A 23,902-nucleotide genomic window follows, 5' to 3' on the forward strand; every position below is an offset into this window, starting at 1 on the left:
TCTTTTACTGTATCGGTTCAAATTTCAACTCAACTACCGTTGAGCAATCGTCGCCTCTATACATTCTGTGCGATAAACAGACTCCTGGCAACCAAATTGGTCCAAGAAAATCGCAAATGAGAGGCAATCTAACTCTAGCCGCCGCAGTGAGCTTTGCTTCCGATAACAAGTCGCTAACTTTCCGAGTTCCTTCGAATCCCAAAGGCTGCATGCTATCGCCCTGCTGAGTAGACCGGAAGTACAGATCGCCGCGAATCTGAGACTTGGGAATCTGAACGTGAAGCGCGGCTCGCTGAACCGGCAGAGAGGCCGATGGCCGCTCAATCGCCATGATTTTCCATCCAAACTCCTCGCTCTCGGTTTCTCCCGGACAAGTGATTCCAAATCGAAACGGTTCCGTGGGTCGGAGGACCCGGAAATGGACCTTCTCTCCGTCCCATTCGCACACCACTTCGCCCCCATCCGCCGTCAGTGATCCTCGTTCGGACCGAATCTCCTCCGCCAACAATTCTGTCTGGTCGTAGTCGATGGGTGCCCCCAAAGACTGAAAGGCTAGCCGCGCCGCCCGCTTGAACAAGACCGCCGGTAGGGAAGTCAGATGCGCCTTCGAGAAAGCGACCTCCACGTCGCGAGTCAGGAACGCCAATTCCCCGTTCATAACCACTTCGGATTGCTCCAGCGCCGCCGCCGCTGCACCGTTCAAGAAACGATCTTCTTCTTCCAAGATCGAAGCGCACCGCGCCATCGCCGCCTCGTAACGAGGATTCAACACCGCGAACTCAGGCGTCACGCGCTGGCGGATGCGCACGCGCGAAAAATCGAGGTTGTCGTTGCCTGGGTCGTTGTGAAACCAAAATCCCTGAGCCTCGCAGTAAGCCGTCGTCTCTTCGCGGCCGAAAGACAGCAGAGGACGCACGATATTCCCCCTTCGTGCCGGAATTCCCGTCAGGCCTTGCGGACCCGTGCCCCGCGCCAGGTTGAACAAAATCGTCTCCACGTGGTCGGACCGTGTGTGCGCCGTCGCAATCAGGTCGCACTCCAATCGCCTCGCCGCCTGCTCCAAAAAGTTGTAGCGCGCCATTCGGCCCGCTTCCTCGATGCCCATCCGCAGGTCCGTCGCCATGCGGGGTACGTCCGCCTTGCCCGAAACAAATGGAATATCGAGCTCCTGGCAGAACGCCTCGCAAAGCTTCATCTCCTTGTCCGCCTCCGGCCGCTGGCCGTGGTGCAGGTGCGCCGCGATCACGTCGTAACCCGAAATCTTCAATAGATGCAGGAGGCACGTGCTGTCGGCTCCGCCGCTGTAGCCGACAAGGATCTTCGCGTCTGGAGCAAGAAGACCACTCTCAAAAAGGTGTCGCTGAAACTGCTCCTGCACACAATTCAGCGTACCTTTCCGCCTTAGTTGCGTAGAAGCCCTTGGTGAAACGAGCTCTCTGTTGGATTCGACGCGACCTGCGCCTCCACGACCATCGCGCGCTCTACGAGGCAACCCAAGCGTTCGACGAAGTCGTCGTCGCCTTCGTCCTCGACACCACCATCCTCGACCGCATCCCCGACAAACGCAACCGTCGAGTCACGTTCACCCTCGAATCCCTGCGCGAACTCGACGCCAAACTTCGTGCCCACGGATCCCAATTGCTGGTCCTCCACGGCGACCCCCGTGCCGAAATTCCTCGCGCCGCCAAGAGCCTCGCATGCCAAGCCGTCATCGCCGCCCACGACTTCGAACCCGCCGCCACCAACCGAGACGAACAAGTCAAAAAAGAGCTAAAAAGTATAGGTTTATATTTCTATACCTATAAAGATCAAGTCATCTTCGAACGAGGCGAAATCCTCTCGCAAGCCGGCGCACCGTTCCGCGTCTTCACCCCCTATTCCAAGGCCTGGTTGTGCCATTTTGTGCCAAAACGCGACGCCGCCGACTACCAACCAAACCTCCAAAAGCTCCTCTCCCAATCGCAAATAGCGCCCCACTCCCAAGACCTCTCCTACGACCTCATTGGCTACCAAAAGGCCGATCTCTGGCTCGCCCCTGGCGAAGACTCTGGACAAACGGCCCTCAAGCAATTCGAGCGAAAAATCGATGGCTATAAAGACCATCGCGATTTCCCCGCCGATGATGGAGTCAGCTACCTCTCAGTACATTTTCGCTTCGGCACCGTCTCCATCCGCGAAGCCGTCCGCGCCGCCCTCGCCAAAGACTCCGAGGGAACTCGCAAGTGGCTGATGGAACTCATCTGGCGCGAGTTCTACCAAGACATCCTCGGCAACTTTCCCGAAGTCGTCGAGACGACCTTCGATCCTCAATATCGAAGCCTCGAATGGCCTGGTTCGGATGAGCATTTCCATCTCTGGTGCCAAGGCATGACCGGCTACCCCATCGTTGATGCCGCCATGCGATGCCTCAACCAAACCGGCTGGATGCACAACCGCCTCCGCATGATCGTCGCCTCATTCCTCACCAAGGACCTGCTGGTCGACTACAAAAAAGGGGAAGCCTACTTCGCTGCCCAACTCCTCGACTACGAACTCGCCTCCAACAATGGTGGCTGGCAGTGGGCCTCCAGCGTGGGGTGCGATGCCCAGCCATACTTCCGCATCTTCAACCCTTACCTCCAGAGTCGAAAGTTCGATCCCAAAGGCGATTTCATCCGCCAATGGGTCCCAGAGTTGAAGGATCTTGATAACGAAGCCATTCACTGCCCGAACCCGATGGATCAAGCAATGATGGACTACCCCGCACCGATTGTCGAGCACGATGAAATGAGAAAGAGAGCGATCGCGTTGTTCGAGTCGTACCGAAAGGCTTAGGCCGAATTTCGCATCGATTCCTGGCCCGCATCGTCAACGCGAACGCAGTTTCGTCCCGCCTCTTTAGCGGCGTACAAAGCCGAGTCAGCCCGGTCGATAAACGTCGCCGGATCGTAGCCCACCGAAGCCACTCCGAAGCTCGCCGTGACGCTGCGGTAAGGAAGTTCGATCTCTTCGATCTCCTTTCTCAAGCGTTCGGCTAGCTTGATCGCGCACCATAGGTCGGTGTCCGCGCACAGCACGATGAACTCCTCGCCGCCCCAACGAGCCGGTAGGTCAGATTCGCGACAGGTCATCGCCAACACGTCGGCAACTTTCTGAAGGACGATATCCCCCGCCTTGTGCCCGAAGTCATCGTTGAACTTCTTGAAATGATCGACGTCCAGCATGATCGCCGTGAGCTGTCGTCCCGCCTTGTGAGCATGCTGAATCGAGTGCGAAAGTCGCTCCACAAAAAGGCGTCGATTTGCGATCCCGGTCAGCGCGTCGGTTCGACTTTCCATTTCCAAACGTTGGTTTGCCTCGGCCAAAAAGTCGGTGTGCTGAACCAGGCTCTGCGTGTACTCCTGATTCAAGAGGTCGCTCAGCTTTCGTTCGGTGATGTCCTGTATTTGCGATACAAAACGCGACGGACTGCCATCGGTGTTACGGATGAGTGAAACGCAAAGCAGAATCCAAATGAGCTGCCCATCCTTGCGGTAGTACCGCTTCTCCATCGTGTACGTGGAAATCTCGCCAGCAAGCATGGCGTAAACATGATCGAGATCTCGGTCCAGATCGTCCGGGTGGGTTATTGCTTGAAAATCAATTTGCAGCAATTCCTCCTTCGGGTAACCCACGATTTGGCAGAGGGCCGGATTGACATACATCCACTTTCCATCAAGCCCGACCTGGGCCATTCCAATCGGCGCATTCTCGAATAATTGTTCAAGGTCGTCGTTGGCTTGTCGAAGCTGATCGGCCGCTTCCCGAAGGCCCGTAACATCCTGAGAGGTGAGAAGCACTTTCTTCACGGTTCCGTCGAAGGAACGCTCCAGAACGCATTCCCGGTAAGCAATCCAACGCCAGTTTCCATCCCCATTGCATATTCGATGTTCGAATTCGTAAATCTCGCCGTCGAGCAGCTTCCGCACATCTGAAAATTGCTGAAGAGTCTTGGCCCAGTCATCGGGGTGGACCATCTTCTTAAGCAGCGGTAACCCTCCGTCGAGAATCTGCTCTTCAGTGAGTCCCAGCGATTCGTGTCCAAAGCGGTTCGAATAGACCATTCTTCGGCGATTGAGGTCAAAGACGTAAGTTGCACTCGCCGAAGAATCCGACAAACCTTCAAGGAACCTTCGCTCTTCAAGTTGCCGCTTCGCCAAGTTGGAGACACGCTCCAAAAGCACGAGACAAAGAAAAGTGAGTCCCGTAACCGCAAATCCGACGAGCAAGATCAACAGGCCGAATTGGGAGGTCCAGGCGTTGGTAAGGTTTAGCGGTTGGACATAGACTTTCCAATCAAGTTTCCATCGTTCGACGTCGCTTTCTCCACTGACGGGGAAACCCTCCTTCAAAGGTTCCTTTTTGTAGATGACCGAATCGCCTTCGACGATTTGGTACGTGTACTTGTCGCCAAGCTCGCTCGGGATTGCCCTGGAGAACCGGTCGACCAAGCAAACTCCTGCGATCAAGCCGTTGTACTTGCCGTTGCGGTAGGTTGGTGCATAGATCAGAATTCCCTTCCCACCCTGTCTCAGATTCACCGATTGGGAGACGCTAACTGAACCGGACCGTTTTGCCCTTTGCGCAGCCAAAAGCCTCCGACCAGTCATCGAAAGGTTCTGGTTTAGGACCTGCTCGTTGCCGGTCAGGGGTTCGACCCATCGAATAAACCCATCCTCATCCAGCCATTCCACGGCCTTGAATTCGGGGTAATCCTGCAAATAGGCTCTCGCGTCCTGAGACCAGTACTGGTGCTCGGACTCGATTCCCATGCTCATTCGAGAAGCCATGTGCGAAATGGCATTGGCATCCGCGTTGATTCGAGCCTCGATGTAGCTGCGAATTTGGTTTGCGCTTCGCTGATCTTCCACCTGAAGGTGTGTGATCTCCTGGGCGACCTGCGCCGAATACAGCACAAAAGTTCCCAGAAGGAAGCTGAGGGCTGCCGGATAGGGAAGCCAGTTCAATCTCCATTCATACGTGCGACACCGCAGAATCGCAGTGACCGCCAAGGCCATGTTGAGAAGCATGAAGGCTAGCGAGGCAAGCGGCGGAAACTGATTTCGTGCAGCAAATTCAGGTGTCAGGTTGATTCCCGAGAGGTCGCATGTAAACAGGATAAGACTGCTGACCGACACAAAAGTTGAGATCGATCCGACCGCGATCGTCCAAGCTTTCGTCCACTTTCCAATTGGCTTGAACGCGATCAGCAGACCGATCAAAAGACACAGAAGCGCGGCGCAAAGGGCGAATGGTGCAAGGAATAGGTGAACACCCTGAGGAGGCGCACCTGGTGGCGGCATAAATCCTCCGCCAGGGCCTGCCGGTGGTAGTGGCGGAGGAAGGGTCCAAAATACGAGCGAGGCCAGGGCCAGAATGATCGCGGGAACCGAAAGGATGGAAGAGACTGAACGGCGTGACCGGAGAGAAAAAAGGAGCGAGATGGAAAGGCAGAAAAGGCACAACGATACGCTCAAATGCATTGGATTCAGTGCATTGAGGTGAAACAGGCTACTCGCTGTCGAAACGAGCCCAAAGACGCCACTGGCAACGACGAAAGAGTTCGTGAGTTGACGGGCGCCCAACCGTTGGTTCTTCGAAGTTCTGATTTTGGAGCCTTCCGCATGGAATGATCGGCGAATTGGGCACCCAAATGAAGGACTCGGGGCATGAAAGTTATGCCCCGTCGTAGAATTAGACTCCTTAGCCTAAAGATTGAGCTTTGAGCCAGCCGAACGGCCTAGCAAACGGCCTGTTCGGTGTCGGCGTCGAACACATGGATGCGATCGAGGTTGATGCAGAATTCCGACTCGGTCATCGGCTTCAACTTCGTCTCCTTGTCGATCGATGCCACGAGCCGCAGATCGCCAATCGTCAGATAGGCAACGTACTCGTGGCCGAGTGGCTCCATGACATCGACGGTCGCTTTGATCGTGTTCTCGTGCGAGGGGGTCACGTTCGAAGGAACGCTCTTGTCGTAAATCTCTTCGGGTCGAATGCCGAGGATGACCTTCTTGCCTTCGTAGTTTCGAATCGCATCCTGAACCGGAGCGGGGAGTACGAAAGCGCCTGCATCGATTTTTCCGCCGATGATCGAGGCGTCGATGAAGTTCATGGGAGGCGAACCGATGAATCCGGCGACGAACTTGTTGGCCGGATGGGCATAGACGGTTTCCGGCTTGTCGCATTGCTGGAGAACACCGTCCCGCATGATGGCCATTCGCTCGCCCATGGTCATCGCTTCAACCTGGTCGTGCGTGACGTAAATCGTGGTGATACCGAGCTTGCGGTGAAGAGAGATCAGTTCGTAACGTGTCTGAACGCGGAGTTTGGCGTCAAGGTTCGAAAGCGGCTCGTCCATCAGGAAGACCTTTGGCTTTCGCACGATGGCGCGGGCCAAGGCGACGCGCTGTCGCTGGCCGCCAGAAAGCTCCTTCGGCTTACGTCCGAGGTACTTCTCGATATCGAGCATTCGCGCCGCTTCCTTCACGCGGTTGTCGATATCTTCCTTGATCTTTTTCGCCTCGGCGGCGTGAGAAACCTGCCACATGAAGCCTTTCAACTCACGCAGGCGGAGGCCGAACGCGATGTTGTCATATACGTTCATGTGGGGGTACAGCGCGTAGTTTTGGAACACCATCGCGATGTCGCGATCCTTCGGAGGAACGTCGTTGACGCGAACCTCGCCGATCATGATATCGCCGTCGCTAGCCTCTTCGAGCCCCGCGATCATCCGCAAAGCGGTCGTTTTTCCGCAACCCGATGGTCCAACGAGGACCATAAATTCTTTGTCTTTGATTTCGAGGTTGAGGTTGTCGACGGCTTTGACGTCTTTGCCAAATACTTTGCTGATGTTACGGAACGCGACTCCTGCCAATGATTTCTCCTAATTTCTGATGGAAGTGTGACGGATTATAACCCGATACGGAAGCATTGTGGTAGCTTCGAATGGGGCCGAGGTCAAATTCCTTTATGATTCGAAGAGCTTTTACGTTGATTGAGTTGCTTGTCGTCATCGCGATCATCGCCATCTTGGCGGCGATCCTATTCCCGGTCTTCGCCCAAGCGAAGGAAGCGGCCAAGAAGACGGCCTGCTTGTCGAATCTCAAGAACATCGGACTCGCGATGACCATCTACGAAGGCGACTTCGACGACGGCTTTCCGAACACCAATGTGACCGGCCTTTGGGCTGGCCGTCGGTTCCGTTGGCCTATCATGCCGTACCTGGCCATCGCCCAGAAGCAGACCAGTTCGACAAGCTACGACGCAACGTCTAAGTCGGGTCTGCTGTACTGTCCGTCCGATCCCACCAAGAATTCCTTCGATTACACCTCTTACAGCTACGTCAGTTCGCTCTATAGACCGTGGAGCTTCCTGCAGACCGTCACCGACTTGTTCCAACTAGCGGGCGACGGACCCTGCCCGGACGGCACCTGCACGACCATCACCTCGACGTCCGTCGAATATCCGTCCAAAAAGGTCATGGTCTTCGAGTGGATCAACTCGCACAAGTACGGCGAGCACGGTCCGGTCGGCGTATGGGGCAAGAACACGGGCTTTTCGGTTGGACCTGGTGCCTTCGAGGGTCAGCGAAATATGGTCTTTGTGGACAGCCATGCCAAGTTCATCAACGCCTCGGCGATGTCCGTGAACCAGATGAGTTGTCCCGATCCGAACCTGACACCGTTGGGCGCTCAAGGTAGCGACCTCAAGTAGTTCGCTCGCGCGATGCCATCAAATCTGTCGTACAGTAGTTTTACTGTGGGAGTTTTGATGGCAGTTGTTGCCGCCTTTGCAAACGGAGCAGTACAGGCGGTCGACCCAATCGAAATCGTCGATCAGAAGGATGCGCCATTCGTTCTTCGTTCGGACCAAGTCGATGTGTTTCCCAAGCAATTTGTCATTGGCTCGCGTGAAGGTCAAAAGCCCGGATTTTTTCTCATCCGTGAAAGCCGATTCGACGCGAAGCTTTATGACCAAGCAAAGACCGACCTGAAGGACGTGACCATCATCCGCATTGTGCGGAAGGAGAAGGACGGAAAGCTTTCCGGCTGGGATTTGGCGGGCAAGAGCCAGGCCGTCGATGAAGCTAGTGTTCCCGCCCCAGTTCGAAGCTCGTTGAAAGAGGGAATCTTAGCTGTAGAGATAGGCGGAGCCTATCGGAGCGAGGGCGGGAGTTCCGTGCTCCTGACCCAGCCCGCCGACGCGCACATGATCGTCAACGGCTCGACTCGCCGGGCTTGGACGACGTTTTCGTCAACCGACAAGTTTGTGGACATCCTCGTTCGGGTCGAAGGACGGCGGGAGGTCGGAGCGTTTAGCGCCAAGCCTGGCGAACCGACGTCCATTGACGGCTCTCAATTCCAGGTGCTGCCCGAGCAAGTTCCACTCACTGCCGACAAACAAGAAGGACGCAAGGTGCATCAATTGGGTAAGTCGCTATTCGACTATAACCTCAAAATCGATGTGGATTGGGACGCTCTCCAAGCAGCGAACCCAAACGTGCTCGAACTCAGTTCGTCTTCCGAAAGTAAGTCGCTCGGTGGCGATCCGCCAACCCTTCTCGTCTCCAGCACCACACCGATCAAATTCTGGAAACAGATCATCGTGATCCGCCACTCAACGTTGGCTGGCTATTTTGGACATGTGCCAGCCGCTCCGATAGCGACTTCGGATCGGTCATAATCTAGGGACTACCATGTCCAAAGACATTCGGCGCATCGTTGCCACCGACTGTGGCTCTACGACCACGAAAGCGATCCTCATCGAAAAGAACGACAAAGGCGAGTATCGTCTCGTTGCCCGCGGCGAGGCCCCGACGACCGTCGAACGACCCTTCGAAGACGTGACCATCGGCGTTCTGAACTCGATCACCGAACTCGAAGAGATCACCGAGCAGACGGTTCCCGAAGGATTCGAGAAAGGTCGCCGAAAGCTCCTGAAGGAGAGCAAGGTCCACAGTCTCACGAAGGAAGACAAGCCAATCGCCGACTCTTCCGGGACGCTCGACGGCGCCGAATACTATGTTTCGACTTCATCCGCCGGTGGCGGACTCCAGATGATGGTCGCTGGAGTCGTGAAGGCGATGAGTGCCGAATCGGCCGAGCGAGCCGCCTTGGGCGCGGGTGCAATCTTGATGGATACCCTCGCGGTCGATGATGGACGAAAGGAATTCCAAAAGGTCGAGCGTCTTCGCCAGCTTCGCCCCGACATCATTCTCATGTCGGGCGGAACCGACGGTGGAAACGTGGACCGACTGATCGAAATGGCGGAAGTCATTCGCCGTGCCGACCCCAAGCCTCGCTTTGGCGATATGAAGCTTCCGGTCATCTTCGCGGGTAACAACGCCGCGCAGGACAAGGTGAAAACGGTCCTTGGCGAGACGATCGAAACCAAGATCGTCGATAACCTTCGCCCTACGCTGGATTCCGAAAACCTCGGTCCAGCTCGCGAAGAAATCCATGAGATGTTCCTCGAGCACGTCATGCAACAGGCACCGGGCTACTCCAAGCTCCTCGATTGGGCCAGCTTCGAGGTCATGGCGACACCGAACGCGGTGGGCAAACTGCTGAAGGAGTACGCAGTTCAGGAGGGCATCAACGTTCTCGGCGTGGACATCGGTGGCGCGACCACTGACGTTTTCTCAGTTTTCGAATCTTCACCCGGCGGTGAGCGCATCTACAACCGAACGGTATCGGCCAACCTCGGCATGAGCTACTCGATCTGTAACGTGCTGAAGGAGGCGGGCGTCGAGAACATCGCCCGTTGGCTCCCGTTCGAGATTGATCCAGCCGAGGTCCGTAACCGACTGCGAAACAAGATGATTCGTCCGACGACGATCCCGCAAACGTACGAAGACCTGCTCATCGAACACGCGGTTTCCCGCGAAGCCCTTCGCCTTGCGTTCCTACACCACAAGTCGCTCGCCCGAAACCTCACCGGTTCCGCCCAGCAGCGCGACGTCGGCCAAATCTTCAACCAGCAGGAAAGCGGTCAGACCCTCGTCAATATGATGAAACTGGACATGATCATCGGGTCCGGCGGGGTGCTTTCTCACGCTCCGAACCGAGCGCAGGCCGCGCTGATGATGATGGACGCCTACCAGCCAGAAGGAATCACGATGTTGACGGTCGACTCGATCTTCATGATGCCGCACCTCGGCGTGCTGTCCGAGCACCTGTACGAAGCGGCGAAGGAAGTCTTCGAGCGCGACTGTATCGTTCGAATTGGAACCTGTATCGCGCCAGTCGGCCAAGGCAAAGATGGTGAGCATTGCGTCCGTATCGCCGGTGCGGGAATCGACGAATCGGTTCCGTTTGGAGTCATCAAGATCATTCCTTACACCACTTTGCAGGGCGACACGATTACGGTCGAACCGGGGCGCAATTTCGACGTCGGCGCGGGCAAGGGCAAGCCGGTCATCGTTCGCCGATTCGACACCGCGCGCGGCAATCGAGACCAAACCACGAACCTGATCGAAGGAACGATCGGCCTGGTGGTCGATACCCGCGGACGATCGTTCGATATAGACTTGAACACACCGGGGCGAATCCAAAAACTGCGTTCCTACCTCAGCGCGTTCAACCTACCTCTGCCGAAGTAAGGCTTCCGTCCCTCCCAGGATCGGCGTATCCTAGGGAGGGGCATGACCAAACGCGCAAAAATCATCCTGGGCACGGTTTTGGGTCTTGTTGTCTACGCCTGCATCTTTGGATTCATTAGTGTCCTTAATTTCGTCGATTCGAAGGCGTACTATCAAACGCCCAAGGTATTTACAACCGACGGGGCGAGACTCTTTGTAGGCGACCAGAATAAGAGATTTACTTACCACCAAATATTTGCAGATCGGCAAATACGGATCGACGGAGCCGAGGTCTATGCCTGGTTAGAGGGTTCTGCGATCCACGTATGGATCCAAGGCGTGCAAACCGACCACGAACTCAATCGACCGGATTACCCAGTTTGGTCGCCAACTAAGCAGGAGTTCTATTTCGTGGATAGCGAGAAAGGCGACATGACCATGTCGCGAATTTGGAAATGGTCGAAAGCCACCGGCTTCATTCCCATCTCCAAACCGGAGCGCAATCTATTCTACTTACGGGTTGCCCGAGACGGATTGCATCTGACGGCTATGCAATACCTTTGGGACCAGCGCCAAGAAAACGCCCTCGTCGTCTGCAACGTAAGCGGCGAACGCATGCGGAAATACAGTTACGGCTACTACAACTTTAGCGCAGACATGATCGGGGAGGATGATTTCTTGGTCAACACGCATTACCAAGGACAAGCGCTTACCTTCGAAGGTGATTCGATCCACACCTACCGCTGGTCTCCCAGGAAGAAGCAACTTACGCCGTTTGCCGTCAATGGTCGGCCCGTATCGGATACTATTGCCTTCGGTGGCAAGATTTACGCCTTGTTTCAGGAACCGAGTTATCACTACTATCCGTGGATGGTCGCTCGCGAGACGGACAGGGTCTCGGTGGTTCCTTTGACTTCTGATCTCAGCCGACCCAGCGGGCCGACTCAGCTTCTGAGCGGCTACTAACTATGAAGATCGGCGAATATCAGCATCTGCGTGTGATCGGGGAATCCGAGCATGGACTCTATTTGGGCGATGGTGCATCCAAGGTGTTGCTCCCCAATAACCAGTGCCCCGACGATCTATTGATTCGAGATTCTATCGAGGTCTTCATCTACACCGACTCCGAAGACCGTCCCGTTGCCACGACGGATCGACCGTACGGAATCGTGGGCGATTTCGTGGTTCTGCGGTGCGTGGGTACTACGCGCCACGGGTCCTTTCTTAACTGGGGCTTGGCCAAGGACCTTTTTTGTCCGATTCGCGAACAACACTTTCCGATGTTGGAGGGAGCCGGCTACTTGGTTCGCATTTATTTGGACCCGGTGTCGAACCGAGTCGCGTGTTCGACGCGGATCGAGCGGTATCTTTCGACCGACGGAAGCGAGTTTGAACCGGGGCAAAAGGTTTCGATCATGGTGGCCGATTTCACCGACGACTTCATTGCTGTGATCGTCGAGGGACGGGTCAAGGCGTCGATCTTCCCCGACGAGTGGCATGAATCGCTGGAACTGGGCGAGGTTCGAGACGCTTATATCAAGCGGATTCGCGGGGATGGAAAAGTAGCGATCTCGCTTCGGCCTCAGGGCTATCAGGCGGTGATTGGCGAACGCGACCGCATTCTGTCGGCTCTTCGAGAGAACGGTGGCTCGCTACCGGTTTCGGACAAGTCCTCGCCGGAGGAGATTCATCGTCGATTTGGCTTGAGTAAAGGTGCGTTCAAAAAGCTGATAGGGGGTCTGATGAAAGAGGGGCTGATCGACATCGAACCGCAGTCCATTCGCCTCAAGTCCTAATGAGGGATCGCACTTCCTGGGAGGTCGAGTCTCCATACCGACCGTACGACCGCTGGTTCTCCGTTGCGTAGCGGCTCTGGTCGAGTATGTGGATGAGGATATTGCGCCGCGTCAGTTCGGAGATCGGCCCGTAGCCTTCGAGGGTGACACTCAAGAACTTGGCCGGAATATAGCGCAGATCGACGCTTCGATTGGCCCATCCGGCATCGCCCCAGTCAATGATGGCGGTTAGCTTTCCATCCTCGACGAGGATATTGTCTGGATGGAGGTCTTGGTGACAGAAGACATATGGTTCGGTCGTATCGAACGTCCAATTCGGTGGCATATCAAGGTCATTTGTTTCGATGGTCCAGGCGGGATCAAGAAGATTTTGGGGATCGTCGACGACGGTCACTCGGTCGTGAAACGAACGGATCGCCCGCCCCAAGTCACGAAAGAATTCGTCCGGATTAGGCAGATCAGTTATCTGCGAGAGTGGAATCCCGGGCACGCGCTGATAGATGGTAACGAGACGGGGCACGATATCCATATCTGAGTCGAAGACAACTAAGTCAGGCGTTCGGATGTGTTGGTCGGTCAATGCAGGGACAGCCACGGTCTCGGTCCAAACATCGGATTCGTAGTTCTGATTTTTGTTGATGCGGACGACGAACTCGCCTGCAAACCAGACCTCGTTGACGACTCCCTCGAACTCACTTCTAAATGGCATTCCAGACGGAAGGCCGTGTTTAGCTAGTAGGTCATCGACTATCTGGGATGAAAACTCAGGCATTGGTCCCTTTGAGTATTGCACCCTTGCGGTTGAGGCAAGATGTGTAATGCGGAGATGACCCTCGCGGCGCAACCAAGGCGAAATCCTTGTGCCCGCTCAGCAAAATTGTTGCCCTATCGAACGGTTTCGAACCAGCCGCAGATGGGGTGCCTTGAGTCATTTGGATCGATTTGCAGTCGAACGTAATATCCTGCGCATGGACGTACAGCATAACCAAATCCACTTTGAGACACGATGTCTAGTGGTCCAGATGATGGTGTCCATCTGTCACTCTCCTTCTCGGTCATCACGAGCTCAAGGCCTTCCCCAAAGTCCTGAAACTTTTGATTAAGGAAGTCGATGTCGCTCTTCTTCTTGGAGTCCCGCCTAATCCAAGTGACATTTTTTGTAATACGCGGCTCATCATTGTCAGTTTTGGGCCGAATCAATCCGTGACTTTCAATCCGAAGTTTTGCCTTGCAGTAGGTTCGAATTTTTTCGAAGTCCTGATACTCAAAGGATCTCAGCATGCGCTGATACTTCTTCGGAGCATGAAGAATAATGGAGTACCCTTCCGGGCCGTCTTGGTGTGTCGCCAAAATAATGAAAGCAATCGTAACCATCTCGCTTGGTCCAATTATAAGTCAAACATTTCACGAGCAAAGGGTGGATATGCGATCGCACCAAAGAATTTCAGCCATCGCCCTCCGCCTCAACAAGCAGGTACCCTTATAGGTTCAAATGTTCGACAAATACGTGCCCGCCGAGTTCGAAGCTAAGTGGCGCGAAAGGTGGCTAAAGGCAGACTTGTTCTTGACCCGAGAGGATGCTGGCCGCCCGAAGTTCTACGGCCTCGATTTCTTCCCCTACCCAAGCGGCGCGGGCCTAAGTGTCGGACATGCACGCAACTACGTTCCCACCGACGTCACCTGTCGCCTGAAGTTCATGCAGGGCTACAACGTTCTGCACCCGATGGGCTTCGACGCGTTCGGCTTGCCCGCAGAGAATGAGGCGATTAAGCGGAAGAGCCACCCGGCGCCGATGATCGAGAACTATGCCGCCAACTATAAGCGGCAGATGGACCTGATCGGCATCGGCTTTGACTGGTCACGGTCGTTCAAAAGTTCCGACCCGAGCTACTACAAGTGGACGCAGTGGATTTTCGAAATCCTGTATCAGCGCGGCTTGGCGTTCCGAAAGCTTGGCGCGGTGAACTGGGATCCGGTCGATAAGACGGTGTTGGCCGACGAGGAGGTCATCGCGGGCAGGGCGGAGCGGTCGGGTGCGATCGTCGAGAAGAAGTGGATTCCGCAGTGGTACTTCAAGATCACCGATTATGCCCAACAGTTGATCGACGACCTCGATCTCATCGACTGGCCGGACGGCATCAAGGCGATGCAACGAAACTGGATCGGGCGAAGCGAGGGATGCCAATTCACGTTCGCCGTGGCCGGGACGGGGAAGAAGGAAGAGGTCTACGACCTGGATTCGGAAGAGCGCGGGTTTGAGCGGGCTCTGCACTTCGATGTATTCACCACGCGAATCGACACGATTTTCGGCGTGACTTTCTGCGTCCTTGCCCCCGAGCATGCGATCCTCGAGCTTCTGCCCGTGACCGAAGAAGATCGGGCGCGGATCAAGGAGTATCAGGAGCAGGCGAAGCTGCTGAGCGACATTGATCGAACCGCGGAGAACCGCGAAAAAACGGGCGTGTTCACCGGAGCCTATGCCGTGCATCCCTTCACAGGCAAGCATGTTCCGATTTGGATTGCCGACTACGTTCTGGCCACCTATGGCACGGGCGCCATTATGGCGGTGCCGGGGCACGATCAGCGCGACTTTGACTTTGCTTCGAAGTTCGGAATCGACATCGTACCGGTCATCATCGGCGAAGGCGGACTGGATGAGGTCCAGACCTTCTTTGGCGAAGGAAAGGCGTTCGAAACCAAGGAAGGAACGCTTGTTAATTCCAGCTATTACGACGGCCAGACGGTGGCCGACGCCCAGCACAATTTGGGCGTGAGGCTGGAGACGGACGGAATCGGCAACCGCAAGATTCAGTACAAGCTCCGCGATTGGCTGATCTCTCGCCAGCGGTATTGGGGTTGCCCGATTCCGGTAATTCATACCAAGGACGGCGAGGAGCAGTTGGTGCCTCTCGCCGACTTGCCGGTCGAGCTTCCGTACGTCGAAAGCTACGAGCCATCGGGCGATGGATCTTCACCGCTTGCGCACATCCCCGAGTTTGTGAACTGCACGGATCGCGACGGGCGTCTGGCGCGGCGCGAAACGGACACGATGGGCGGCTTTGCCTGTTCGTCGTGGTACTTCCTTCGCTTCTGCGACCCCGAGAACTATGAGAAGGCGTGGGACCAGGAGCGGGTGAACTACTGGATGCCGGTGGACGTGTACGTCGGCGGCGCCGAGCATGCGGTCATGCATTTGCTGTATGCCCGGTTCTGGACCAAGGTCTTGTTCGACGCAGGATATGTGACCGTTCGCGAGCCGTTTTCGACCTTGAAGAATCAGGGCCAGGTTTTGGCGTCGACCCCCTACCGAAAGCCTCGAGAAGGTGAACGCCTTGAGGTTGGCGAAGAGGGAATCTTGGTCTCGTTCGATGAGGCCAGACTGTTGCCGGAAGAAGATTTGACCTGGCGATGGGTACGCATGTCGAAGTCGAAAGGAAACGTCGTCACGCCGGATGAGGCGGTCGAAAACTACGGTGCCGACGCGCTTCGCATGTACCTGCTGTTCGTGGCTCCGTTCCATGCCGACGTGCAATGGTCGAACGAAGGCATGCAGGGCATGGTCCGGTTCCTGTCGCGCATCTTCAAATTCGCATCCGAAATCAAACCGTACTTTGTCGCCGATTGGAAGGATGTGGTGTCTTTCGAAGAGTTCGACGACACAGGTAAAGCCGTGCGGCGAAGCACCCACAAGACGATTCGCAACTGCACCAAGGATCTGGAAGACTTCGGCTACAACACGTATGTTTCGTGGCTGATGAAGTATCTGAACGAGTTGAACGAGCAGTTGGACCGGGCGCGAACGCGGCTTGGAACAGATCGCTCGTTGGCATTGGCGTTTTCGGAGGCTCTGGAGTCGCTGATCTTGATGATCTCGCCCGGCGCGCCGCACTCGGCCGACGAAATTTGGGAGTCACTGGGTCAGGAAGGGTTCACTTACCATCGCGAATGGCCGAGTCACGACGAGGAGTTGGCCAAGGACAGCGAGGTCACAATCGCGGTTCAGGTTAACGGGAAACTGCGCGATACTTTGCAGGTTGCCGCAGACGCAGGCGAAGACGAGATCAAGGCCATGGCGTTCGAAAGTGTCAAGGTTAAAGCCTACACGGACGGTAAAGAAGTGAAGAAGGTCATCGTGATTCCCAAGAGATTGGTTAACATCGTAGTGGCAGGTTAAGGATGAAGAACTGGTTGATTGCCGTTGGAGTTGTGGTCGGGCTGGGAGCCGTAATGTTTCTTTCTGACCGGCCGGTTAAGGGGCCTGGAGATACCGATATCCTTCGAAGTCCGAACGACTACCAAAATACGATGAATCAGGCCAAGATTCTGGCCCTGCCCATCCTGCAGAAAGCGCAAAACGGCGAAGAGGTGTCGAAGGCTGACCAGGATAAGCTCCGCCAGGCGCTGAAGCTGTTCGAATCGATGAACAATTACGAGCCGCGACGTGTGGATACCCAGTTTGGTGCGGGCCGAATCCTCATGATCCTTGGCGAAAAGGAGCGGGCAGTAGAGAAGTTGCAGCAGGCCGTGAACGATCGCGACACCGATCCGAACGCCAAAGAACCCGGCGTCCAACAGACGGTTTTTGAAGCGGAAGCTCGACTCTCCGAACTGATGCTTGACCTAGCTGCCGAAGAGATCGCGAATTCCAATTCGTTCTCACAATCGGGCGACAAAGTTGGGGCCGAGGCGGCAAAAAAGAAGTCCGAACTTTACTACCAAAAGGCTCTCGACTACGCGAATGCGGCGGTGGCTGCTGTGCCGAATTCCTACCTTTACTTGGTGGATCGCGGCAACGTGTACCTCGCCGTCGGCAAAAAGGATTTGGCCAAGAAAGACTTTGAGGCCGCCAACGCTCTCGCGCCGGGCGACCCCCGAGTCAAAATGGCGATGAAGCTGATCGAGCCTTAGGGTTTGGGCGGGACCGGTGGATTACCGCCCGCTTTTGCCGCCGCAGCCTTGATTCCGTCCATCGCCTTCATTCGATCTTGCAGGCTCTGGGGCAGTTGGTCCTTCGTGTACGCCTTCGAGTTATCCACCGAGACATCGTAGAGGGTGGCTATGTACGAGGCGTTGCGCCCAAGCCGGAAGAACAGAATGTACGAGGTTTGCTTCGCCAGGTGGTACTCGTCGAAGTTTCGCTTGAGGGCGGCACCGAAGCCAGGAATATCGCTATTCATCATGCTCAACATCTCGGGCATCGTGATCATGCTATTGCCGGTCGATTTGTCGGTTGCTTTGACGCTATCGAGCGCCATTGTTTTGAGTTGGATAGAGCCAACTACCGGAATGCCGTCGGGAAGCAGAACCGTTCGTTCGCTATCCATGGCCGACTCTCCCATGCCGAGCATCGACATCAGTGGACCTGCCATCGACATTCCAAGGCCGGTCATGCCGGCCATATCGTTTGTATCCTCACTGTCCGCGCCAAAGGCTTTCGCCATCTCGTCGTCAAACTTCATTGGCGGCATGGTTCCGTTGTAGACCATCCGGCTGAGGATGGTTCGCTGTGGCGGTGTCAGAGCCGCAAGCGAAACCGGTCGCTTGGCGGCAAGACTCTCCTTTTGGAAGTCTGTAAGCGTCGCGTATAGCTTCAGCGAATCGAAACCGATCGACGTAAGGGCCGAGGCGGAGCCGAGGTCGGAGGTGTGGAATACGGCTGTGACGAGGGGAAGAGCAAGGAGTTCCGAACCCCGCGCTGAATCCTGGGCGGTAGCGAAGGTCGCGCAGTCGTCGAGGTTAACATAACCCTTGGTTTGACCAGCCTTGATCAAGTTGGAAAGGGCGTCACGTTTGCAGAAGGCAGAGCGCAGTTCAAGTGGCGATGACGCTTGCATGAGTTGCCAACTGCCGTCTTCGGCGATCTTCTCAGTTAGGCTTCGGTCGATCGAGTCCATGACCCCTTCGATCGTCTGGTCCGGCTTGATAAGCTGTTCGGCCAGCGTTTGAATGACGTCGTCCGATGGCAGGGCGACTACGTTTTTGCCTTGTGATGCCTCATAGTCGAGGATTGGGCCAAGCAGATACGCCAGCGGTTCGTTCTTCTTTGGGTCGGCCATCAGGGACTGAATGGATGCGGGAATTCCATGAGGAGTCGGGACTTGGGTTTGGCTGAAGATACTGTCTTCGCCGACGAACATCGACATCGCGCCAGCGAAGCCACTCTGCGCTTTCATCAGCATGCCCATGAACGGGTCGATCTTCTTGCCGTCCTCAAGGGCCTGGGCGTAGTTCCGAGCGGCCACCGCCACGTCTAGCTTGGTTTCCCCCTTCACCTTCGGGCGGGCATCCTCGGGGTTCACGATGGGCAGTTGGACGGTGCGGCTGTAGACGCCGACGCCGTCACCGGTGTACGCGGCGATCTCCACCGACAGCGTCTTTCGCTGGCTAATCTGGAAGATCGCTTGGAAGGTCTGAATTTGGTTCACCAGTTCGGGATGGCGAAGTGGCTTGCCGCCGAACATCATGGACATGTCAAAGCCCTGGTTCTGGTCGTTGCCAGCTTTGGCCTTCGGTTCTTCCGCCGCGAGCTTCTTGATGTGGTCACGAATGGCGTTGATCGCTTTGCCGGGCATCAGCGCTTGCATCTGCGTTGGAGTGCTGCTGAGGACGACTCGTCGGCCCTCGACGATGGAGCTTAGGTCTTTCGATCCGATGACCTTCAGCAGGTTCATCGTGCCCTCGTCGGCGTCAAACATATGGCCGAAAATCTCACCCATCATCTTGGAAATAGCTTTGGGGTCGTTTTGGGCTCCCTTGGCAAGCTCCTCGATATCGGCTGGCTTCCTCTTTTCGGGGGCGGGCTGGTTGATGGTCGCTTCGATGGCGGCGATGAGGTCGGGATCGCCGGCCTTTTCTTGGTCATGGCGGAGGTCTTGCGGCGCAATTAGATAGTAGTTGTCGTCTTTCTTTTCCCACTCCGCCCCAGACACTGATGCCAGCTTGTCCAGAAGGTCTTTGACCGACACATCCTTGACATTAATGTAGACCGGGTAAGCCTTCAGGTCGCCGAACGCGGCCATGGGGATGTGAGTTTCGGCCGAAATCCTAGCAACGACATCGCCTAGCGGTTCGAAGTCGCTTTTGAATGTAATCGTCGATTGCTGGAATCCCAGAACGGTGGCTAAAGCAAGTGACAGCATGTTTGTCTTAGTTATACGCGGTTTGGCCATATCGGCTTCAAGAATTCGGTATTTTGAGACCTATGTTGCGGCTGACCGTTGATTCACTGGATCGTCTCGATAAGTTCTTGGCCGCGCGATTTCCCGACCACTCCCGATCCAAGATTGCCAAGCACATCGAGGAGGGGAAGGTGCTGGTGAATGGGAACGGCGAGAAGTCGTCGTTCAAGCTTCGGATTGGCGATGTTGTCGAGATGGAGGAGTTGAGCGAGACGGAGGCTCACGACCTTACTCCGTTCGCGATGGAAATCGAGATCGTGTACGAAGACGATGACATGCTGATCGTCAATAAGCCGCGCGGCTTGGCGGCACACCCGGCGGCGTCTCTGCGGGAGCCTTCGTTGGTGAATGTCCTGTTAGCGCGGGGCGGGGAGCTCAGCACGATTGGTGGCGAGTTCCGACCGGGCATCGTGCATCGGCTCGACAAGGATACGACCGGCCTGATGGTGGTGGCGAAGAACGACTTTGCCCACGCCGCGCTGGCGGCGATGATCGAAAAGAAAGAGGCTCATCGGCGTTACTTTGCCGTGGTGGCAGGGGAGGTGGATCGGGACGTCTTCACGGTTGACGCACCGATAGCGCGCAACCCAGCCAACCGACAGCAGATGACGGTCGACGTGCATGGCAAGCGAGCGGTGACGCATGTGAAGAAGGTGGCGCGGTTGGTGCAGGGGACGCTGGTCGCGTGCCGACTGGAGACGGGGCGCACCCACCAAATTCGAGTCCATTTGCGGGCGCTTGGGCACCCGGTGCTGGGCGATTCCCTGTATGCGCCGAAGGAGCAGAGCGTTGGACCAATGCAACTGCATGCCGCGTATTTGGCAGTGGTTCAGCCACGGACGGGCGAACCAGTGGCAGCGTATGCGATGCCGCCGGAAGATTTTTCGGGTCGGGAGTTCGCCGCTCGGGATGTGATCGAGGGGTTTGAATAGAGTCCAGGTTGGAGTAACTGGAGTAAATTCGCTAAACTCATTTCAATATGAACCTATACGTTGGAGTGACCGACTACGATTGGTTTCGCCAACTTAGATCGGACCAGCCAAGCGAAGTGAACTTTTGGTTACCTAGCCCAAATCAAGGATTTCGATATCTTAATCCCGGCCAACCATTTCTCTTTAAACTTCACTCTCCAAGAAACTACATTGTTGGCGGTGGGTATTTTGCGTGCTTTTCGGTGTTGCCTGTCTCTTTAGCTTGGGATGCTTTCGGCAGGAAAAATGGTGTTGAAAGTAAAGCAGAACTTTTATCGAGAATCACAAAGTACAGAAGCAAAAGCGAACGACTTTCCGATCCGGAGATAGGTTGCATAGTCTTAACGGAACCATTCTTTTTCGATGAGGAAAATTGGATTGATCAACCGAGTGATTGGAGCCCAAACATCGTGCGCGGGAAAGGATACGGCATGTACCATGGTATTGGGGGCCAAATTTGGGATCAGATTCTGGGACGAGCCACGATGGTTGTAAGAGAGCAATCAAGGAACCAAAGGGAAATGTTTGGCAACTCTTACTTACAGAAGGCCCGCCTTGGTCAGGGCGCGTTCCGAGTCTTGACCCTTCAAAATTATAGTGGCCGATGTTGTATTACCGGCGAAAACACAGCTCCAGTACTACAGGCCGCCCATATACAGGCTGTTCACAAGGATGGAGACCATCGACTTCAAAACGGCCTACTGATGCGTGCCGACATCCATATTCTTTTCGACCGTGGGCTCATTGGAATGGACGAGGACTATAGAATTCGGATTAGCCCTCAAATTCGCGAACAATACCTGAATGGGCGGGTCTATTACGAACACGATGGACAGTTAATGAGGTCAATCCCGAAAGATGAAGAATTACGTCCAGATCGAGACTTACTAAAGGTAAGAATGGATGAAATGTTTGTGGCCTAGTACTCAAAAATCCACCGGGCGCAGGTAGTACTCGTTGATGGCCGTGTTGCTCAGCATTGCCACGGTTGGAAGTTTTCGCTTCCAGTGCGTACTGCTGACGCGTCGCCACACGATGTCGACTTCGGCTTCGGGAAAGCCCATTGCGATTAGTGCCGAGCGAGTGTAGCCCTGCACGACGTAGTGCAGAATGCGGTCGGCCTTCAGGTACGAAATGCCGAAGTCACTCTCGTCGGTTTGCCCCTTCACCAGATCGGCGGTCGCGGGCTTTTTCACGATGATCGATGGGACACCGAGGGCTTCGGCGAGATCCCAAACTTGCGTTTTGAAAAGGTCGCCAATCGGGTTGATCGGAGGGGCATCGTCGGCGTGCCACGTGTAATAGCCGAACAGTCGCTCGCTTTTGTTGCCGGTGCCGATGGGAATGCCTCCGACCTCGGCGCTTTGGTCGAAAAGGACGATCATACGGCTCCGCGCACAGATGTTGCCCAGCCGCTGGGAGTTGATGTCGTGGTCGAACTTCGCGTATCCATCAACCATGTCTGTGATCGGGATCGTTTCGCAGTGGATGCCGAGGTCATCGATGACCAACTGAGCATGGTCAAGACTCTCCTGACTCGAAATCTTGTAGGGCATGCGGAAAGCGTAGGTGTTCTCCGGTCCAAACGCTCGGGCGCAGAGATACGCCACCACAGCTGAATCCACGCCACCGGACAGGCCCAATACGACCTTCTTCATTTGCCGTCGCCGAATCACCTCGTCTTGCAGAAATGCCGTCAGCCAGTTTGCCACCTGCTCGGCGTTGATGGCCAGCGGATTGGGGTCGAGATCGGCGATCTTTGGCGCGCGGATGACGGGTAGCGGCATTGACTTCAGTTTACAGTTTGGAGTCGGGAGTTTGCCGTTTTATGGCGCGGGTGGGTCGCTGCGCTTGAGGACCAAATCGCGCTGGATATAGAGCGGCACACCAGGTGTGTCCTGCTCGATGAGGGCGTACGCCTTTTGAATGTTCTTAGTCGTGTCGATGCCGCGCTGGGCTTCTTCGATAAGCAAATCCACCTGGGGATTGTTGTAGCCGGAGTGGTTTTCACTGCTCTTGGAGTGGAAAAGCATCGGAATGGTGTTGAGCGGGCCATCGAAGTCCGGTTGCCACCCGGTGAAAAGGATCGGGATTTCGCCTTTGGCATTCTTCTCCAGCATGGCGCCGCTGGGCATCGCTCGGCCCTGGACGTCCATTCCCGCGCTCCGCAATGTTGTCACCACCGCCTCCACACTCGGGTTCTGCATGCCAATCTCAGCATACGTGATCTCGAAATGGGCTTTCGAGACGATCTTGGGGTTCGTGATGCCCGACGAGGGCAATGGGTCGGTGCCCGAAAGGGCGAGGAAGTTGCTCGCTGGGGTGACGACCCCGCCAAGAACCTTGGCGAAATCTGTGTTAGCGTGGACGATGCTGCCAACCTGATAGCGAAGCTCCTTGGTGAGTTCGAGCTTCGTTTTCGGATTGAATTGGAGGTAGACCAGGGTGGTCGGACCACCTTTGTCGAGGTTGGCGTGCTTGCCCACGACGCCCGCCTCGTGGGCGGCGAACATCGCATAGTCGGCTTGGTTGGTGTCGAAGAGGTTCAGTCGGTTTGCAGAGTCGCCAGCGAATCGGAAGCGGAGGATTTGCCCGGTTTTGGTTTGCTTGAGCTTCCATTCGCGACCCGTTTCGACGCTTTCGAAGGTCCAGTTGCCCGCACCATAGCCCGGGTTGGTGTCGGTAATGGGCTTTCGGAGAGCGACCGTTTTGTGGTTGACGACGCCGAAAGCGGTGTTCTTCAGCTTGTTGATGAAGCTGGCGTCGATGTGGCTGAGTTGGATGACGACCGAGCCATCCGGCTGAAGCTTGACGCCCTGCAAATGCTCGGATTTTCCGTTGGTGAAGTCCTCGCTGCCGATTATTTCAGATGCGAACTGGTTACCCAGCCCGGACTGGTTTTCGGGGAGAAGGCACCGCTCAAGCGTGAAGCGAATGTCGTCGGCCGTCACTGGGTCGCCGTTGCCGAACTTCGCATCCTTAACCTTCAGGTAATAGACCGTCGGTTTGTCCTGGCCCATGTCCTCGCAGAGTTGGCCGATAGACGGATAGACATAGGAGAGAACTTTGCCAGTGGTCCAATCCTGGATCGCGGCCGGGTCGAGCGTTTTCACATCGTAGCGGGTCAGCCAAACGAATTCGTTGGATTTCCTCGGCGTGTCGGACATTTTCGAGCATCCGGCGAGGATGAGGGTGACGGCAAGAATCGCCAGGGTCCGAGTCATGTGGTTATTGTACGGTGAGGGAAGGAGAGTTCGACAGGCGATTGTCGCCTATCCCCCCGGTTCGTTCCTCACCGGCCCCTTCGCCAAGGGGCATCTCATTATTGCTAGCCGGAGTCAATCGTTTGACTATACT

Annotated in this window: 17 protein-coding genes and 1 pseudogene; 10 read left to right on the forward strand and 8 right to left on the reverse strand. The window is 55.7% G+C overall.

Annotation, left to right across the window (positions count from 1 at the left end; all coding sequences use genetic code 11):
- Positions 1–4: 4 nt before the first annotated feature.
- A complete protein-coding gene (tilS, locus tag GC165_07800; GenBank protein ID MBI1332769.1) occupies positions 5–1,492 on the reverse strand; it encodes a tRNA lysidine(34) synthetase TilS in 1,488 nt (495 codons plus the stop codon).
- Between tilS and GC165_07805 the strand changes: the two genes are divergently transcribed.
- Positions 1,423–2,814 carry a deoxyribodipyrimidine photo-lyase gene (locus tag GC165_07805; GenBank protein MBI1332770.1) on the forward strand — a complete coding sequence of 464 codons (1,392 nt, stop codon included), beginning with the start codon at positions 1,423–1,425 and terminating at the stop codon, positions 2,812–2,814. The two genes, tilS and GC165_07805, sit on opposite strands and share 70 nt — an antisense overlap.
- Here the strand turns inward: GC165_07805 and GC165_07810 are convergent.
- Together GC165_07810 and ugpC are read right to left on the reverse strand one after the other, a co-directional pair.
- A complete protein-coding gene (locus tag GC165_07810; GenBank protein MBI1332771.1) occupies positions 2,811–5,501 on the reverse strand; it encodes a diguanylate cyclase in 2,691 nt (896 codons plus the stop codon). The genes GC165_07805 and GC165_07810 overlap by 4 nt on opposite strands.
- 257 nt (positions 5,502–5,758) lie before the next feature.
- Positions 5,759–6,895, reverse strand: a complete 1,137-nt coding sequence (ugpC, locus tag GC165_07815; protein MBI1332772.1) for a sn-glycerol-3-phosphate ABC transporter ATP-binding protein UgpC — start codon at positions 6,893–6,895, stop codon at positions 5,759–5,761.
- Positions 6,896–6,990: 95 nt separating this feature from the next.
- Here ugpC and GC165_07820 point away from each other — a divergent pair.
- The 5 genes and pseudogenes from GC165_07820 (at position 6,991) to GC165_07840 (ending at position 12,396) form a co-directional block, all read left to right on the forward strand.
- Positions 6,991–7,140, forward strand: a pseudogene (locus GC165_07820) (prepilin-type N-terminal cleavage/methylation domain-containing protein).
- 651 nt (positions 7,141–7,791) lie between these two features.
- Positions 7,792–8,703 (forward strand): hypothetical protein, encoded by a 912-nt coding sequence (locus GC165_07825; GenBank protein MBI1332773.1) that lies wholly within the window; start codon positions 7,792–7,794, stop codon positions 8,701–8,703.
- A gap of 13 nt (positions 8,704–8,716) precedes the next feature.
- Complete coding sequence (locus GC165_07830; protein MBI1332774.1) at positions 8,717–10,621, forward strand: methylaspartate mutase; 1,905 nt, start codon at positions 8,717–8,719, stop codon at positions 10,619–10,621.
- Between the two features lie 42 nt (positions 10,622–10,663).
- Positions 10,664–11,566, forward strand: a complete 903-nt coding sequence (locus tag GC165_07835) for a hypothetical protein (GenBank protein MBI1332775.1) — start codon at positions 10,664–10,666, stop codon at positions 11,564–11,566.
- Positions 11,567–11,568: 2 nt separating this feature from the next.
- The gene (locus tag GC165_07840; GenBank protein MBI1332776.1) at positions 11,569–12,396 is read left to right on the forward strand and encodes a GntR family transcriptional regulator; all 828 of its coding nucleotides are present in this window, start codon (positions 11,569–11,571) and stop codon (positions 12,394–12,396) included.
- Here GC165_07840 and GC165_07845 read toward each other — a convergent pair.
- Entirely contained in the window at positions 12,386–13,168 is a 783-nt protein-coding gene (locus tag GC165_07845) for a phosphotransferase (protein MBI1332777.1), read from the reverse strand. The genes GC165_07840 and GC165_07845 overlap by 11 nt on opposite strands.
- Before the next feature lie 113 nt (positions 13,169–13,281).
- Positions 13,282–13,770: a hypothetical protein gene (locus tag GC165_07850; protein ID MBI1332778.1), complete on the reverse strand. Its 489-nt coding sequence runs from the start codon at positions 13,768–13,770 to the stop codon at positions 13,282–13,284.
- 118 nt (positions 13,771–13,888) lie between these two features.
- Here GC165_07850 and GC165_07855 point away from each other — a divergent pair, with 118 nt between their 5' ends.
- Positions 13,889–16,570: a leucine--tRNA ligase gene (locus GC165_07855; protein ID MBI1332779.1), complete on the forward strand. Its 2,682-nt coding sequence runs from the start codon at positions 13,889–13,891 to the stop codon at positions 16,568–16,570.
- A gap of 2 nt (positions 16,571–16,572) precedes the next feature.
- Entirely contained in the window at positions 16,573–17,304 is a 732-nt protein-coding gene (locus GC165_07860) for a hypothetical protein (protein ID MBI1332780.1), read from the forward strand.
- Here GC165_07860 and GC165_07865 read toward each other — a convergent pair.
- Positions 17,301–19,535 (reverse strand): hypothetical protein, encoded by a 2,235-nt coding sequence (locus GC165_07865; GenBank protein ID MBI1332781.1) that lies wholly within the window; start codon positions 19,533–19,535, stop codon positions 17,301–17,303. The two genes, GC165_07860 and GC165_07865, sit on opposite strands and share 4 nt — an antisense overlap.
- A gap of 62 nt (positions 19,536–19,597) precedes the next feature.
- On the opposite strand from GC165_07865, the gene GC165_07870 reads away from it, so the two are divergent.
- Positions 19,598–20,506 (forward strand): RluA family pseudouridine synthase, encoded by a 909-nt coding sequence (locus GC165_07870; protein MBI1332782.1) that lies wholly within the window; start codon positions 19,598–19,600, stop codon positions 20,504–20,506.
- A gap of 47 nt (positions 20,507–20,553) precedes the next feature.
- Positions 20,554–21,468 (forward strand): HNH endonuclease, encoded by a 915-nt coding sequence (locus GC165_07875; GenBank protein MBI1332783.1) that lies wholly within the window; start codon positions 20,554–20,556, stop codon positions 21,466–21,468.
- Between the two features lie 3 nt (positions 21,469–21,471).
- Here the strand turns inward: GC165_07875 and GC165_07880 are convergent, their stop codons facing one another.
- Together GC165_07880 and GC165_07885 are read right to left on the reverse strand one after the other, a co-directional pair.
- Positions 21,472–22,332 (reverse strand): NAD+ synthase, encoded by an 861-nt coding sequence (locus tag GC165_07880; GenBank protein ID MBI1332784.1) that lies wholly within the window; start codon positions 22,330–22,332, stop codon positions 21,472–21,474.
- A gap of 39 nt (positions 22,333–22,371) precedes the next feature.
- Entirely contained in the window at positions 22,372–23,769 is a 1,398-nt protein-coding gene (locus GC165_07885; protein ID MBI1332785.1) for a hypothetical protein, read from the reverse strand.
- Between the last annotated feature and the right edge of the window lie 133 nt (positions 23,770–23,902).

The organism is Armatimonadota bacterium (assembly GCA_016125185.1).
GTDB lineage: Bacteria > Armatimonadota > Fimbriimonadia > Fimbriimonadales > Fimbriimonadaceae > Fimbriimonas.